Consider the following 16,305-nt stretch of genomic DNA (forward strand, 5'->3'; position numbering starts at 1 on the left):
ACCGCGCCCAGGCGCGGGCGGCGGCAGAGGGCCTCGAGCTCGGCTGGCGAGAGGCCAATGCCGAAGCACTGCCGTTCGACGCCAACGAGTTCGACGCGGTCCTCTCCGCGATCGGGGTGATGTTCGCCCCGCGTCATCAGCGCACGGCCGACGAGCTGGCCCGGGTCTGCCGGCGGCGCGGCACGATCGGAGTGGTCAGCTGGACACCCGAGGGGTTCTACGGCCAGATGCTTTCCGCCATCAGGCCGCACCGGCCGACCCTGCCGACCGGCGCACCCCACGAGTGTGGTGGGGCAGCGAGGACTACGTGAGCGACCTGTTTCGCGGCCTCGCCAGCGACATCCGAACGCGCCGAAGCACATTGAAGGTGCATCGGTTCGACACCCCCGAAGCGAGCCGCGACTACTTCAAGAGCTACTACGGCCCGATGATCAACGCCTACCGCAACATCGCCGACGACCCGCGCCGCGTCGCAGCACTCGACGACGAGCTCACCGAGCTCTGCGGCAGATACCTGAACGACGGCGTGATGGAGTGGGAGTACCTGATCATGGTGGCGCGCAAGGGCTGAGCCTCATGACTCTCCCTCTTGACCTCGGGATTTTAGATCACGTATTTTAAAATACGTGATCCAGATTGGTCGGGCCGATGCCTCGCCGCATTGAATTCCAGGTCGACCCTGCGCTCGACGCGGCAGCCGAGGCGTTCCGTCATCAGGGCTACGGCGGGACGTCGATAAAGACCCTCGAACGTGCCACGGGTCTGTCGTCGGGCAGTCTGTACAACAGTTTCGGGGACAAGGACGCCATCTTTCACTTGGTGTTGGAGCGCTACGTCAACACCATCGTCGCCGGGCGATTGACCAAGCACCTGGCCCACGAAGATCGTCTCGAGGGACTGCGAGCGTTGTTCATGACGCTGCTCGACGAGCCGGACGGCGGATCGTCGGGCTGTCTGCTCACCAATACCGCCGTCGAGTTCGGACCGGCGCAGTCCCAGGCTCTGGCCCAGCTGAACCGCGGATTTCGGCTTCAGGAGAGCTCATTCCTGACGGCCGTCGAGCACGTGTGGCCGGGACGCGCCGACGCACGAGCCATCGCTCGTCGATTGCTCGTGCTCTACCAAGGCTTCCTCGTACTGATCCGATCGGGTCATCCGAAGGAGGAACTGCGCGAGGCGATCGCGTTCGAGTTCGACAACCTGAAAGAACTGCCTTCGCAGGTCCCGCCGCCTCGGGACCTCGCCGACCACCGCTGAACGTCTGACATCACCGTCCCAGGAATGGATCAACAAACGACCATGAAAGCTCTACGTACCCCGGACGAGCGTTTCGCCAGTCTCACCGATTGGCCCTACGCGCCGAACTACTTGGAGATCGACGACGGCGAGGGCTCGGGCCTTCGCCTCCACTACGTGGACGAGGGCCCGAAAGACGGGGCGACCGTGCTGCTCATGCACGGCGAACCCTCATGGGGCTATCTCTACCGCAAGATCATCGCGGCCCTGGCCGGCAAAGGCCACCGCGTGATCGCGCCGGACCTGATCGGATTCGGCCGATCCGACAAGCCCGCGGCTCGGACCGACTACTCCTACGAACGGCACGTCGACTGGATGAGCCAATGGCTGACCAAGCTCGACCTGCAGGACGTCACGCTCTTCTGTCAAGACTGGGGCGGCCTGATCGGCCTGCGTCTCGTCGCGGCCTTCCCGGCCCGGTTCGCGGGCTTGGTCATCGCCAACACCTCCCTGCCCACCGGGAAGGGCTCGTCGGCGGGGTTCAAGGCCTGGCTCGAGTTCAGCCAGAGCGTGCCGCAGATGCCGATCGGGACGATCGTCAACGGCGGGACCGCACGGCAGCTCAGCCCGCAAGAGATCGCTGCGTACGATGCGCCATTCCCCGATGAGACCTACAAGGAGGGCGCGCGGCAATTTCCAGTCCTGGTGCCCGTCACACCGGAGCACGCGTCGGTCGCCGAAAACAGGGCGGCGTGGGCGGTGCTCGACCAGTTCGATCGGCCGGTGATCACCGCCTTCAGCGACGGCGACCCGGTGACGCAAGGCGGCGAGGCACCGTTTCAGACCCGGATTCCGGGCGCTCACGGGCAGCCGCACGTCACGTTGAACGGCGGTCATTTCCTGCAAGAGGACCGCCCTGACGACATCGTGAGCGTCATCGACGCTCTGATCCGCGACAGGGGCGTGGGACGATGATCGCCGCGCACGAAACCTTCGGGGGGACTTGGCCTTTCGCGCCGCGCTTCTTCGACGGTGCTGGTTTCCGCATGCACTACGTCGACGAAGGCGAGGGCGAGGGCGAACCCATCGTCTGCCTGCACGGGGAGCCGACCTGGGGATACCTGTATCGGCGCTTCATCCCACCCTTGTCCGAGACGCACCGGGTGGTGGTTCCCGATCACATGGGCTTCGGAAAGAGCGAGACGCCGCGCGACCGCGAGTACACGCTGAAGACCCACGTCGAAAACCTGGCAGCGCTCTTCGATGCGCTCGATCTCCGCGAGGTGACGCTGGTCATCCAGGATTGGGGCGGCCCGATCGGAGCGGCCTATACCTTGCGCCATCCTGAGCGGGTCAAGCGGCTGTTCCTGCTGAACACGATCAGCGGCTACGGTCGAGCCGAACCTGGGCCGCTCACGCCCTGGTTCCAGTTCATCAAGAAGCACCACGACGCCGGAACGCTGAACGAGTTACTGGGGCATCTCGATGCCAACGTCCTCAGCATCATGAAGATCATCGGCTTCGAGAACTCCGCCGCGGTAGACGCCAACTGGATCGCAGCCTACAGCGCGCCGTTTCCGACCAAAGACGACTGCATCGGCGCGACCGAGTTCCCGCTCGACGCCCTGTTGGGACGCATCGTGCCGTACGTTCGAGAGGGCTTTCCCTTGCTCGACAACCTCACCTCGAAACCCGCCATGCTCACCGTCGGCATGAAGGACAAGGCCATCTCCCCGCCGGTCCAGATTGCCGACTTTCAAGGCGTATGGCCTGGTCGACCGGTCGTCAGATTGCCGGATGCCGGGCACTTCAGCCAGGAAGACGCGCCGGGCACGATCGTCGCGTTGATCCAGCAGTTCATCCAAAGCACATGAGCGGATCCAGGGGGTACCTGATCATGTTGGCGCGCAAGGGCTGACCGTCATGCGCTGTTTACCAGGATCTCGTACTGGGCAGCGGCGCGATGGCGGACGTCCTTGTCCTCGTTGCTCCAAACAGCAACGACATACCGCCCGAAGGAAAGCCAACACGTAAAGCGAGCGTTGGTGTCGCTGGCCCAGACTTGCTGCTTCTGTTCCCAGCATCGCGCCTTGCTGAGCCCGTCGGGCGGTGCCACCTCGTGGTCGACGAACTCGTCGGCGTTGGCTTGAATCAGTCTGGGCAGCAGCGCACTTGCCGCGGTATCGGCTCGGGCCCGCAACAGAATAGCGTCGACGCTGAAGGCACATCGGTCGACCCCGGCTTGTTCAAACAGCCGGTTCTTGACCGATCCGCTGTCCGCACACAGGACGACCGCCCGGGGACCCATCGTCCCGTAGGTGTCGGATATTTTGGGCTGCTCTCCTGCGACGAAAGTTCGGCTGAGCATGTGATCCGGATCGAGCGGCAGCGAGCCGAGCGTGGCCTCTGAATGCGAATTGACCTGGTCCAGCAGCGGCACCTGCATATCGAACGTGCGCTGCACGCGTTGTATCAACTCGTTCAGGTTGGACTGCGCAACGGTGGAGGTATAGGCGGATACGACCAGGTTGCGATGGGCCATGGTCGCCGCCATACCGCTGTACCCCGGCCGATAATGTGCTTTGGCCTGCGGGTATCCCGGAATCGTGGCGTGCTGGTTTTCCGAGTTGACCGCGAAGTCGGTGGCGTCCATCTCGGTGGCCGCTCGCGCGGCCGCGTCGTCGTTGGGGAAGCTCGTCAATACGATTTGCAGAACGTCCCCGGTCCTGTCGCGATTGAATACCTCTAGCGGTATTGAAACGCCTTGCGCGCGAAAGCCGCTGATCATGCCGTACTTTTCCAACACCGGCTGCACCACCGGGGTCAAGGTGCCCGAGATCGACGTGGCCGTACGGGCCGGATCCGGTGATGCCCTGAAGTAGAGGTGATCCAGCTTGGGGTCGACCTCGTAGGGATTGGGCATACCCTCGGCCAGCCGAAAAGCCTCCAGATAACGGCCCTCGTCTTTGGAGGCGGTACCCGGCAGGGTGCGCGGCTGAATCGAGTAACGTCCGACGTCGAGTATGTGCGGGTCCGGGCCCTGCGTGGACTTGCCGCCGCTGGTCAGCCCCCAGATCCCGAACCCGGCCGCCACGACGACGACCAGGAAGATTGCCGCAGCGATCAGGAGCCATCGACTCCGGCCCTTGGTCATGGGCGGTGGGGACGCCGGCTGTTGGGTCCACTGTGGGGGCGGTGGGCCCCCTGGCGGAAACGACGGTCGAGGGCCGACGCCGCCGGCATCCCGCCCCATCGGCACGGTGGTAGATACCAAGTCGTCGGACGATTTGGCGCCCGTTGCGGCCGCCGCCTCGGCCGCCCGCGCCAGCTCGCCCGCACTGCCATAGCGATCTTCGGGACGTTTGGCCATGCCACGGGCGATTACCCCGTCGAGCGCCGGTGGGATCCCCGGGTGCGAACTGGGACGGGGAATCGGTCCGCTCAGATGCCCGCCCATCACGCCGGTGCGGTCACCGCGATACGGCGGCGAGCCGGTCAGCATTTCGAACAACACGCAGGCCAGCGAATAGATATCGACGCTGTGAGTCACCTTGTCGATGTCCCCGAGGAACCGCTCGGGGGCCATATAGGTCCAGGTGCCCAGCACGTCGCCCATCTGGGTCAGCTTTTCCTCGGTGGCCGCATTGGCGATACCGAAATCCCCCAGGTAGGCAAAGTCGCGTTCGGTGACGAAGATGTTGGCCGGTTTGACGTCGCGATGGATCACCCCGGCGGCGTGCGCGGCGTCCAGCGCCGACGCAACCTGACTCACGATCGAAACCGCCCGCACCGGCGGCAGTGGCCCGGACCCTTTCAGCACGGTGTCCAAATCGGTGCCGTCGATCAGGCGCATATCGACGTACAGCTGCCCGTCGATCTCGCCGGCATCGTGAATCGGCACCACGTGCGGCTCACGCAGCCGCCCGGCAATGCGCGCCTCGCGCTGCAGGCGCTTTCTGAAGTCCGGGTCCTGCGAGTAGGTCCCCGACAGCAGCTTCAACGCCACCACCCGGTCCATGGCGGTGTCCTCGGCCTCATACACATGGCCCATCCCGCCACTACCCAGCAACCGCCGCAGCAGATAGCGCCCGAACCGCGTTCCGACCTGCGGCGCCACGTCAGTCATTCCGGACTCCTTAGTCCAGTCCCCCACTCCAGCAGCCCCTGTCGCGACTGGCCACGTCGTAACGCGAGTGGATTATTGACGGGCGCACCGCTCCGTTGGGAAGTTTACGACGTCGTTGACGGTCGCACCGCAAAGTCGCGCTAACCGATGTGCAGCGGGTCGATCTGTACCCGAACCGGCTCGTGGGTTTGCCTGGCACTGAGCACACCGACGCCACGCCGCAGCGCCGCGGCCAGCTCCAGACCGCGCTCCCGGCGGACGCGCAGCAACATCCGGGTGACCGCGGCACCGGCCGGAGTTCCCGCCGGCCGGCGCGAACCCGGCGGCAGATCCACCGGACCGAGCAGGTCCGCGTCGTCGGGCAACTGAGTCGCCTCCAGCAGCGCCGCCACGGCGTCGGCGGTGCCATCCAGGGCGGCCATGTGCACACTCGGCGGCAGGCCGACTTCGGTTCGGGCAACCAGGTCTGCCTCCGCGTTGCCGACCGGATCCCACCGGATCAGCGACTGCACCGTCGGGATGGACGCGTCGGCGACCACCGTCACCACACCGCCGTCGCCGCGGGCACGGACCAGCGCGGCCGCGCTCATCCAACGCCACAGGGCGTCCTCGGCGGCGCGCAGATCCTGCCGGCCCAGCAACGCCCAGGTATCCAGCAGCAGCGCCGCCCCGTACCCGCCCGCCGCGCGGGGTTCGGCCCCCGGGGTGGCGACCACCACCGCCGCGCGGGCCGCGACCTCCGCCACGACGGCCTCCCCCGCCGAGGTGACGACGGGCGTGCCCGGGAAGGCCCGACCGAGTTCCTCGGCGGTGCGACGGGCGCCGACGACGACGGCACGCACCGAGTCCGACCCGCAGCGCGCGCATTTCAGCGTCGGGTCCACCTGGCCACACCAGCGGCAGGCGGTGCCTGTCGCGCCACGTTCGAGCAGCGACAACGGCCCGGTGCAATGCCGGCAACGCGCGATCGTGCGGCAACGCCCGCAGGCCAGCGACGGCACATACCCACGCCGCGGCACCTGCACCAACACCGGCGCCCCGGCCTGTAACGCCGAACGGGCGGCGCGCAGCGCGATGGACGGAAGCCGGGCGGTGCGGGCCGCCGGGTCGCGTTCGTCGGCGTATCCGCTGTCGTCCAGCGCGACCACCCGCGGAGTGCGGGCCCGCACCACCGGCCGTGCCGCGACGATGTCATGCGCCCATCCGCTGCGCACCAGCGCGTGCGCTTCGGCGGTCCGCGCGTAGCCGCCGATCAATGCCGCGCAGCGCGCCTGATGCGCACGCAGCATCGCCACCTCGCGGGCGTGCGGATACGGCGCCCGCGGCTCGGCCAGCGTGTCGTCGGCGTCGGCCCACACCATGACCAGCCCCAGGTCGCTCAGCGGCGCGAACACCGCGCTGCGGGTACCGATCACCAGCCGCGCGCTGCCGCGCAGCGCGGCCAACCAGCGGCGGTAGCGTGCCGCCGGGCCCAGGCCCGCCGACAGCGCCACCACGGCGTGCTCGTCGATTCGGCTGGTCGCGGCCTGCCACAGCGCGTCCAGGTCGCGCTGGTCGGGCACCACCGCGAGCACCGAACGCCCCGCCCGCACGGTCTGCGCGGCGGCCTCGGCGAACCGATCCGTCCACAGCTCACCGGGCAACGCCTGCCACACCGCGCGGGCGGCCCGTGACTCGGCCAGCGCCGTCAGAAACTGCCCGCCGCGGCCGTAGACCTGCCACCCGGACGGGTCCACCGGCGCGACAACCGGCCGGGCCGGAATCGCCATGGGTTCGCGTTCCACCCTGGCGTGGCGGGGTGGGACCGCCAGCCGCAACACGTCCGGCCGGGTCCCCGCGTAGCGCGCCGCGACCGCGTCGGCCAACCGGCGGATTTCCGCGGTGAGCACCGGTTCGGGCGAGACGACGCGGTCCAGCCAGCCCAGCCGGCCGGTGTGATCGGTGTCGTTACGACGTTCCAGCACAAACCCGTCGACCAGCCGGCCGTGGAACCGCACCCGTACCCGCACGCCGGGCTGAGCGTCGTCGGACTGCTCGGCGGACACCAGGTAGTCGAACTCGCGATCCAGGTGCGGCACCGAGAGCATCGGCAGCACCCGCGCGATCGGCTCCACCTCGATGGGCGTGCGGCCGGTCATCGGCTACCGGCCGGCGCAGCGAGATGTGCTGTCAGACAACATCCCTCAGTCGTCGGCGGCCACAGCGGCGGCGTCGTCGGCTGCGTCGGCTTCGTCGTCGGGCTCCGGCAGAGGCTCTCGGCCAAAGAAGAACCCGGCGGTGATCAGAATCATGGCCCCGGCGTACGACCACCAGATCGGTACCGCCAAGGCCTCGTTTTCGAGGATGAATTTGCCGATCGCGATCATCCCGTCCGACACCGCGAAACAGACCGCCCCGATCGCGGTCCAGATCGTCGGCAGCTTGGCCAACAGCGCGGTGCCCACCATCGTGCCCAACACGAGGATGTAGACCGTCACCGGGATCGTCAGCTTTTTCTCGACGAGGTGCGGCCACAACCAGACCACCATCGCCACCAACACCAGCACCAACACCATGACGCCCGCGATGCGTGCACGCGACGGGCCCGACCTCCAGGCCAGCGGCAGCAGGGCGCCCAGAAAACACAAGTGCGCCAACAGGAATGAGCCCAGCCCGAAGACGAACGACTGCGGCCACCAGGGGATTGCCAACAGCCAGTCACCGGCGGCGGACAACAACAGCGCCGGCATGAGCCACCGTCGTTCGCGGACGATGGGGTGCGCGGCCGCGGCGACGGTCAGCAGCAGCGCCATCGACGCCTTGAACGCCGGTTGCAAAGCCCAATGCCCGGTCAGCTCGGTGCCTGGGGGCGAGCGCAGCGCGATGACGGTCAGGAACACTCCGTAGGCCATGCCGGCCCACCCGGCGGCCACCCAGCCGCCCGACACCAAGCGAGGTGCGTACGGTACCTCCATGCCCAGTTTGGACAACGCTGCCGACGAGCGACCAGGTATCGACCCCATCCTGACGAAGGTACTGGATGCCGTTCCGTTCCGGCTATCAACTGACGACGGAATCCTCGCGGCCAGGCAACGATTGCGCGACCTGCCGCGCCGGGCGCTGCACCCCGAGCTGCGGGTAGAAGACCGCGCCATCGACGGGCCGGGCGCCCCCATCGGTATCCGAATCTATTGGCCACCAACCAGTTCCGATCTCAAGCCGCCTGTCGTGGTGTTCTTTCACGGCGGCGGCTTCGTGATGGGCGATCTCGACACCCACGACGGTTCCTGCCGCCAGCACGCCGTCGGCGCCGGGGCGGTGGTGGTGTCCGTGGACTACCGCTTGGCGCCCGAGTACCCCTACCCTGCAGCCGTCGAAGATGCTTGGGCCGCAACGGTATGGGTCGCCGATCACGGTGCCGACATCGGCGCCGACAGCACCCGGCTGGCGCTCGCCGGTGATTCGGCCGGCGGCACCATCGCCGCGGTGATCGCCCAGCTGGCACGAGACCGGGGCGGCCCGCGGGTTGCCTTCCAGCTGTTGTGGTATCCCTCCACGCTGTGGGATATTTCGCTGCCGTCCTACACCGAGAATGCCACCGCACCCATCCTCGATGTTGCGGCTATCGCCGAGTTCTCCCGTTGCTACGCAGGCAAAGTCGACTTGTCCGACCCACCGGCCGGGATGGCACCGGGGCGGGCGAAGAACCTGGCCGGCCTGCCGCCCGCCTATATCGGCGTCGCGGGTTACGACCCGCTGCGCGACGACGGGATCCGCTACGGCGAGCTGTTGTCGGCTGCCGGCGTTCAGGTCCAAGTGCACAACGCCGAGACGTTGGTACACGGCTACATCGGCTACGCCGGGGTGGTGCCGGCCGCAACAGCCGCGATGGGCCGCGGACTGGCCACGTTGTGGGCTGCGCTGCGGCGGTAGCTGCCGCATTGCGTACGGTAGGTCCATGACGGATGCGACCACCACTGCCCGGCCGGCGATCGACCCGAGGTTCAAAGCGCTGCTGGACGCGGTGCCGATGACGTTCAACGTCGCCGACGGGGTCGAGGTCGCACGCGCCAAGCTCAAGCAGCTCCAGGCGCCCCCGGAGATGCTGCCGCAGCTGCGGATCGAGGAGCGGACGGTCGGTTACGGGGACCTCACCGACATCCCGGTCCGCATCTACTGGCCGCCGGTCCCGGCGCACGAGGACTTGCCCGTCGTCGTCTTCTACCACGGCGGCGGCTGGTCGATCGGCGACCTGGACACCCATGACCCCGTCGCCCGCGCGCACTCGGTCGGTGCGGAGGCCATCGTGGTGTCCGTCGACTACCGCCTGGCCCCGGAGCATCCGTTCCCGGCCGGGATCGACGACAGCTGGGCGGCACTACGCTGGGTCGGCGAGCACGCCGCCGAACTGGGCGGTGACCCGAACCGGATCGCTGTGGCCGGCGACTCCGCGGGCGGCAATATCTCCGCAGTGATGGCGCAGCTCGCCCGCGACAACGACGGACCACAGCTGGTTTTTCAGTTGCTCTGGTATCCGTCGACCACCGCCGACCTGTCACTGCCGTCGTTCACCGAAAATGCCGACGCGCCAATCCTGGACCCTGACGTCATCAATGCGTTCCTGCAGTGGTACGTCCCCGGCGTCGACATCGACGACCCCACCCATCTGCCGACCACACTGGCCCCGGCGAACGCCGCCGATCTGTCCGGCCTGCCACCCGCGTTCATCGCCACCGCCGAGCATGACCCGCTGCGCGACGACGGGGCCCGATACGCCGAACTGCTCAGGGCGGCAGGCGTTCCGGCGGAATTGCGCAACGAGCCGAACCTGGTGCACGGCTACATCAGCTTCGCCCTGGTGATACCCGCCTGCGCCGAGGCCACCGGCCATGGTGTGGCGGCATTGAAGAAGGCGCTGCACGCGTAGTGACGGTGGCGAGCCCGCTGTCGGGCCCTTCGCCGAGCGTGCACTGGTTGCGAAAATCGGGGCCGCATTTTCGCAGTGGTTACACGTTCGGCGAGAAGGGTGGGGCCGCTAGTCTCCGGGCGAATACGCGCTGGGTGCAACGCCGTACCAGCGCTTGAACGCGTGCGAGAACGTGGACACCTCGGTGTAGCCCAGCCGCTTGGACACCTCTTCCACCGTCAGGCCGACGTTGCGCAGCAAGTCCACGGCCACCGTGGAGCGCGCTTCGTTCAGCAGCGCGCGAAACGACGTGCCTTCCTCGGTGAGCCGCCGGCGCAGCGTGCGCGGATGGACGTCGAGTTCGTCGGCGATGTCGGGAAGCGTTGGGAACGAACCGGAATCGCGGAACAGCTTGGTGCGTACCAACGCGGTAATGCCTTGGCGGCGCTCGCTGCGCTGCATCAGCACGTCGCACTGTGCCATGCACATCTCCAAGGTGTGCCGGTCGGCCTGCGGCAGCGGCTCGTCGAACATCGCCCGCGGGAAGTGCAATCGGTTGTGCGCCCGGCCGAATGCCACGTCGTGGACCGGTACCAGTTCGAGCAGCGGCCGCAACAGTTCCTCATCGATGGCGACTTCCGCCGATACCTGGTCGGCATACTTCTCCGCCACCGCCAGCGCGAAACTCGTTGTTGTGGAGATGATTCCGGCGATATCGCGCTCAATGAAGAACCCGCGCACATCCGTCGGCAGGTGGCCGGCGTCGAGTTCGATCAGGCAGTCGTCGGCGGTCTCGAAGATCGCCAGGTCGATGTGCATCATCGTCAGGGCGAAGTAGCGCATCGCGATGCTGAACAGTTCGCGCAGCGTGCCGCAGGACATCACCGCGAAACCGAACAAGCCGAAATGGGTGAGCGTGAACCGGCTGCCCACGTCGATGCCGAGGCCGGACTCTGCCGGCAGCCGGGCCAGCAGCCGACGCACTGCCCTGATCTCGTCGAGCCCGCTGACCATGACGTTCGGGTCGTCGAGATCGGCCGGCTCGATCGCGGTGCCCGCCAACACGTCGGTGGTGGGCACCCCGCGTTCGTTGGCCACCTCGCACAGCAGCCGGGTCGCGTAGACCGGGTGGCTCACCTCGCGCGGCACTTGCTCCATCGGCTGTCCTAAATTCCCAACTCCGTGTCCGATAATCTCATTACCGGCCAGCCGCGTCATCCCTACAGTGGACTCATGGCCACCCTCACTGTCGAGCGGCCGCGGAGCGGACCGGCCCGACGGCTGAGCACCTGGACGATGACGCGCGAGGCCATCACCGTCGGCTTCGACGTCGGCGACGGCTTCATGGGCCGGGCACGCGGCAGCGACATCGCCCGATTTCGTTGTGCCGGAAGACGTTTCGTCTCGATCAGCCATCCGGACTACGTCGATCACGTACTGCACGAGGCGCGGCTGCGCTACGTCAAGTCCAACGAATACGAGCCGATCAAGGCCACCGCGGGCATCAACCTGCTGACCGACGAGGGAGACTCCTGGGCCAGCCACCGCGGGGCGCTGAACCCGACATTCGCCCGGCGCCACCTCAACGGGCTCGTCGACTTGATGATCGATCCGATCGCCGACGTCACCGCCCGGGTGGCACCCGGTGAGTTCGACATGCACGAGACGATGGTCGAGACGACCCTGCGGGTGGTCGCCAATTCCCTGTTCAGCCAGGATTTCGGTCCGCTGGTCCAGAGCATGAACGAACTGGCGACGCGGGGACTGCGGCATGCCGAGAAGCTGGAGCGGCTCGGGCTGTGGGGCCTGATGCCGCGTCCGGTCTACGACACCCTGCACCGGTGCGCCTTTTCCGGCGTCCGCATGCCGCCACCGCTGCGCGACATCCAGAACATCGCGCTGACGCTCGACCGTTCAGTCAACTCGGTCATCGATGAGCGACTGGTGCACCCGACCGACTCCGCCGACCTGCTCAACGTGTTGCTGGGCGCCGACGGCGGAACGTGGCCACGCCAACGGGTCCGCGACGAAGCTCTGACATTCATGCTCGCCGGTCACGAAACCACCGCCAACGCGATGTCCTGGTTCTGGTATCTGATGGCCGTGCACGCCGACGCGCGCGAGCGGATGCTCGCCGAGGTCGACGACGTGCTGGGCGGGCGCCGCCCCACCGCCGACGACCTGGGCCGGCTGCCATGGACCACCGCATGCCTGCAGGAGTCGCAGCGCTACTTCTCGGCGGTGTGGATCATCGCCCGGCGGGCGATCGAAGACGACGTTATCGGCGAGCACCACATTCGCCGCGGCACCACCGTCATCATCCCGATCCACCACATTCACCACGACCCCCGTTGGTGGCCCGACCCGGAACGCTTTGATCCCAGCCGGTTTCTGGGGTGTGCCAAAGATCGTCCGCGGTCGGCATATCTGCCGTTCGGCGGCGGCCGGCGCATCTGTATCGGGCAGAGCTTCGCCCTGGTGGAGATGCTGCTGATAGCCGCAATCATGAGTCAGCGCTTCACTTTTGACCTCGCGCCCGGCCGTCAAGTCGAGCCCGAGGCCACACTGACCCTGCGGCCCAAACATGGCGTACACGTCGTCGGAAGGAGACGCTGAATGAGTACACAGCCCGACCACCACGTGCTGATCGTCGGCGCCGGATTCTCCGGAATCGGGGCCGCGATCCAGCTCGATCGGGCGGGATTCACCGATTTCCTGATGATCGAAGCCGGTGATGGAGTCGGCGGCACCTGGTACTGGAACACCTATCCCGGTATCGCCGTTGACATTCCGTCGTTCTCCTACCAGTTCTCCTTTGAGCAGAGCCCGGACTGGACGCGAACCTACGCGCCCGGCCGGGAGCTCAAGGCCTACGCCGAGCACTGCGTCGACAAATACCGCCTGCGCTCCCGGATCCGGTTCGGCACAAAGGTTCTCGCCGCCGAGTTCGACGACGAGCACCGGCTGTGGCGAGTCCAGATCGACCCGGGCGGCGAAGTCACCGCGAGGTTCGTGATCAACGCCTGCGGCGTGCTGACAACGCCCAAGCTCCCCGACATCGACGGCGTCGACGACTTCGCCGGACTGACCATGCACACCGCGCGCTGGGATCACCAGCAGGACCTGACCGGCAAGCGCGTCGCCATCATCGGCACCGGCGCGTCGGCCGTGCAAATCATCCCCGAGATTGCGCCAATTGTCGACCAGCTCACCGTCTTTCAGCGCACCCCGATCTGGTGCTTCCCCAAGTTCGACGTGCGGCTGCCGAAGCTGGCGCGGTGGGCGATGCGAGTTCCCGGCGGCAGTGCTGTGCAACGGCTGCTCAGCCAGGCCTACGTGGAGGCGACCTTCCCCATCGCCGCGCACTACTTCACCGTGTTCCCGCTGGCCAAGAGGATGGCGTCACTGGGTAAGCGCTATCTGCGCCAGCAGGTCAAAGACCCGGTGGTACGTGACAAGCTCACCCCGCGCTACGCGGTGGGCTGCAAGCGACCGGGCTTCCACAACACCTATCTGTACACGTTCAACCGCGACAACGTGCAACTGGTGACCGAGTCGATCGACAAGATCACCCCGTCCGCAGTGGCCACCACGGACGGCACCAGCTACGACGTCGACGTGCTGCTGCTCGCGACCGGCTTCAAGGTGCTCGACGTCGACGACGTGCTGACCTACGCCGTCACCGGAAGCGGCGAACGGTCGTTGAGTCGGTTCTGGGACGAGCATCGAATCCAGGCCTACGAGGGCGTCAGCATCCCCGGGTTTCCGAACTTCTTCACCGTGTTCGGCCCGTACGGCTATGTCGGCTCGTCGTATTTCGCGCTCATCGAGTCGCAGACCCACCACATTCTGCGCTGCCTGAAACAGGCCCGGAGCGTCGGCGCCCAACACGTCGAGGTGTCCGAGGAGGCCAACGACCGGTACTTTGCCGAGGTGATGCGCCGGCGGCACCGCCAGGTGTTCTGGCAGGACAGTTGCCGGCTGGCCAACAGCTACTACTTCGACAAGAACGGCGACGTCCCGCTGCGGCCCACCACCACGGTGGAGGCATACTGGCGCAGTCGGCGCTTTAATCTGGACGACTACCGGTTCACCGGTTAGCGCGAGCAGACGCAGAATCGCACGCGGGAGCCCCGCGGAATGCGATTCTGCGTCTGCTCGCCCAGCAAAGGAGACCTCTCGGTGGCGAAGGAGTTTTCGCATATCGACGACTCCCTCCGGGAGTTCATCGGCCAACAGGCCATGTTCTTCGTCGCCACCGCTCCGTCGGTGGGCGGCCGAATCAACTTGTCGCCCAAGGGATACGCCGACACTTTCGCGGTGCTCGACGACCACACCGTCGCTTATCTCGATCTGTTCGGCAGCGGCGCCGAGACGATCGCGCACCTGCGTGACAACGGCCGGATCACGATCATGTTCTGCTCGTTCACCCGCAACTCGCGGATCCTGCGGCTATTCGGCACCGGGCGAGTCGTCCGCCCCGACGACAGCGAATTCGAAACTCTGCGAACGCATTTCGGTGCTCTGCATCCAGGGCTTCGGGCTGCCATCGTGGTCGGCGTGCAGCGAATTGCCGACGCCTGCGGGTACGCCGTGCCCTACTACGATCTGGTCGACGAGCGGCCGGTGCTCGACAAGCACCACGCCAAGTCGAGTGACGAGAAGTTCGCCAGCGTCGTCGAACGCAACCGGCACAGCATCGACGGCCTGCCCGCGCTGGACCCAGACCACCCGCTGCCGCCCCGCTGAGCGTCACGCTGGCGTAACGCTCGGCGCCGCCGAGAACTAGATGGCGCGCCTGAGGTCGTCCACCATGTTGAGCTGCTCCCACGGCAGCTCGACGTCGGTGCGGCCGAAGTGCCCGTAGGCAGCGGTCTGCGCGTAGATCGGGCGCAGCAGGTCCAGGTCGCGGATGATCGCGCCCGGCCGCAGGTCGAACACCTCGGGGATGACCTTCTCGATCTTGACCGGGTCGACGGCCTCGGTGCCGAAGGTCTCGATGAACAGGCCCACCGGAGCGGCCTTGCCGATGGCGTAGGCCACCTGCACCTCGACCCGCTCCGCCAGCCCCGCGGCGACGACGTTCTTGGCCACCCAGCGCATCGCGTACGCCGCTGAGCGGTCCACCTTGGACGGATCCTTGCCGGAGAAGGCGCCGCCGCCGTGACGGGCCCAGCCGCCGTACGTGTCGACGATGATCTTGCGGCCGGTGAGCCCCGCGTCGCCCATCGGGCCGCCCAGGACGAACTTGCCGGTCGGGTTCACCAGCACCCGCGTCGACGACGAATCCAGGGTGTCGTGGGCCAGGTCCTCGAGCACGGTCTTGAGCACGTGCCGGCGGATGTCGGGATCCAGCGTCTTCTCCAGGTCGATCCCGTCGGCGTGCTGGGTGGAGACGACCACCGTGTCCAGTCGCACCGGGACGTTGTCCTCGTACTCGATGGTGACCTGTGTCTTGCCGTCCGGACGCAGGTAGGGCAGCGTGCCGTTCTTGCGGACCTCGGACAGCCGCCGCGACAGCCGGTGCGCCAGCGCGATGGGCAGCGGCATCAGTTCCGGAGTGTCGTTGATCGCGTAGCCGAACATCAGGCCCTGGTCGCCGGCGCCCTGGGCGTCCAGCGGGTCCGCCGCACCCTCCACGCGCGCCTCGTGGGCGGTGTCGACGCCCTGGGCGATGTCGGGCGACTGCGCGCCGATGCCGATGTTCACCCCGCACGACGCCCCGTCGAAGCCCTTGTCCGACGAGTCGTAGCCGATCTCCAGAATTCGGGCGCGCACGGTATTCGTGATGTCGGCGAACGCCTCCTTGGCCAAGGTGGTCACCTCGCCGACGACGTGCACCTGCCCGGTGGTCACCAGCGTCTCGACCGCGACACGTGAGCGGGGGTCCTCCGCCAGAAGCGCGTCGAGGACGGAGTCGCTGATGGCGTCACAGATCTTGTCGGGATGTCCCTCGGTCACCGACTCACTGGTAAACAGCCGACCCTTCTCGCTCACCCTGTCATCCTTTCCAATCTACGTAAACTTAGTTAGGCAAATTATCTTAATCGCCGCTACC

The 16,305-nt window shown here is 67.0% G+C and carries 13 protein-coding genes and 1 pseudogene; 9 read left to right on the forward strand and 5 right to left on the reverse strand.

The genetic code is table 11. The features are described from left to right. From VML93_RS21875 to VML93_RS21890, 4 genes and pseudogenes are all read left to right on the forward strand, one after another. Positions 1-571: pseudogene (locus VML93_RS21875) on the forward strand (class I SAM-dependent methyltransferase); the annotation flags it as partial. Positions 572-648: 77 nt separating this feature from the next. Continuing rightward, positions 649-1,257 carry a TetR/AcrR family transcriptional regulator gene (locus VML93_RS21880; RefSeq protein ID WP_325613919.1) on the forward strand — a complete coding sequence of 203 codons (609 nt, stop codon included), beginning with the start codon at positions 649-651 and terminating at the stop codon, positions 1,255-1,257. A gap of 42 nt (positions 1,258-1,299) precedes the next feature. After that, positions 1,300-2,211, forward strand: a complete 912-nt coding sequence (locus tag VML93_RS21885) for a haloalkane dehalogenase (protein WP_325614330.1) — start codon at positions 1,300-1,302, stop codon at positions 2,209-2,211. After that, the gene (locus VML93_RS21890) at positions 2,208-3,110 is read left to right on the forward strand and encodes an alpha/beta fold hydrolase (protein ID WP_325613921.1); all 903 of its coding nucleotides are present in this window, start codon (positions 2,208-2,210) and stop codon (positions 3,108-3,110) included. Before VML93_RS21885 ends, VML93_RS21890 begins: the two co-directional genes overlap by 4 nt. A 47-nt stretch (positions 3,111-3,157) precedes the next feature. On the opposite strand, the gene VML93_RS21895 is transcribed toward VML93_RS21890, so the two are convergent. The 3 genes from VML93_RS21895 to VML93_RS21905 form a co-directional block, all read right to left on the reverse strand. Further along, positions 3,158-5,362, reverse strand: coding sequence for a serine/threonine-protein kinase (locus VML93_RS21895; protein WP_325613922.1), 2,205 nt, complete (start codon positions 5,360-5,362; stop codon positions 3,158-3,160). A 140-nt stretch (positions 5,363-5,502) separates the two neighbouring features. Further along, the gene (locus tag VML93_RS21900) at positions 5,503-7,500 is read right to left on the reverse strand and encodes a primosomal protein N' (protein ID WP_325613924.1); all 1,998 of its coding nucleotides are present in this window, start codon (positions 7,498-7,500) and stop codon (positions 5,503-5,505) included. A 45-nt stretch (positions 7,501-7,545) separates the two neighbouring features. Further along, on the reverse strand, positions 7,546-8,316 hold the full coding sequence (locus VML93_RS21905; RefSeq protein ID WP_325613926.1) for a lysoplasmalogenase: 771 nt from the start codon (positions 8,314-8,316) through the stop codon (positions 7,546-7,548). On the opposite strand from VML93_RS21905, the gene VML93_RS21910 reads away from it, so the two are divergent. Next, positions 8,315-9,274, forward strand: a complete 960-nt coding sequence (locus VML93_RS21910; protein WP_325613928.1) for an alpha/beta hydrolase — start codon at positions 8,315-8,317, stop codon at positions 9,272-9,274. The genes VML93_RS21905 and VML93_RS21910 overlap by 2 nt on opposite strands. 25 nt (positions 9,275-9,299) lie before the next feature. After that, positions 9,300-10,268, forward strand: a complete 969-nt coding sequence (locus VML93_RS21915; RefSeq protein WP_325613930.1) for an alpha/beta hydrolase — start codon at positions 9,300-9,302, stop codon at positions 10,266-10,268. A gap of 108 nt (positions 10,269-10,376) precedes the next feature. Here the strand turns inward: VML93_RS21915 and VML93_RS21920 are convergent, their stop codons facing one another. Further along, entirely contained in the window at positions 10,377-11,405 is a 1,029-nt protein-coding gene (locus VML93_RS21920) for a helix-turn-helix transcriptional regulator (protein WP_325613932.1), read from the reverse strand. A gap of 75 nt (positions 11,406-11,480) precedes the next feature. Between VML93_RS21920 and VML93_RS21925 the strand changes: the two genes are divergently transcribed. The 3 genes from VML93_RS21925 to VML93_RS21935 all read left to right on the forward strand — a co-directional run bounded on the left by VML93_RS21925 (position 11,481) and on the right by VML93_RS21935 (position 14,996). After that, positions 11,481-12,863 (forward strand): cytochrome P450, encoded by a 1,383-nt coding sequence (locus VML93_RS21925; protein ID WP_325613934.1) that lies wholly within the window; start codon positions 11,481-11,483, stop codon positions 12,861-12,863. Then, positions 12,864-14,348: an NAD(P)/FAD-dependent oxidoreductase gene (locus VML93_RS21930; RefSeq protein WP_325613936.1), complete on the forward strand. Its 1,485-nt coding sequence runs from the start codon at positions 12,864-12,866 to the stop codon at positions 14,346-14,348. An 81-nt stretch (positions 14,349-14,429) separates the two neighbouring features. Further along, positions 14,430-14,996, forward strand: a complete 567-nt coding sequence (locus VML93_RS21935; protein WP_325613937.1) for a pyridoxamine 5'-phosphate oxidase family protein — start codon at positions 14,430-14,432, stop codon at positions 14,994-14,996. A gap of 36 nt (positions 14,997-15,032) precedes the next feature. On the opposite strand, the gene metK is transcribed toward VML93_RS21935, so the two are convergent. Beyond that, complete coding sequence (metK, locus tag VML93_RS21940) at positions 15,033-16,244, reverse strand: methionine adenosyltransferase (protein WP_325613939.1); 1,212 nt, start codon at positions 16,242-16,244, stop codon at positions 15,033-15,035. Positions 16,245-16,305 lie beyond the last annotated feature (61 nt).

The sequence above is a fragment of the Mycobacterium sp. genome (genome assembly GCF_035499775.1).
Lineage (GTDB): Bacteria > Actinomycetota > Actinomycetes > Mycobacteriales > Mycobacteriaceae > Mycobacterium.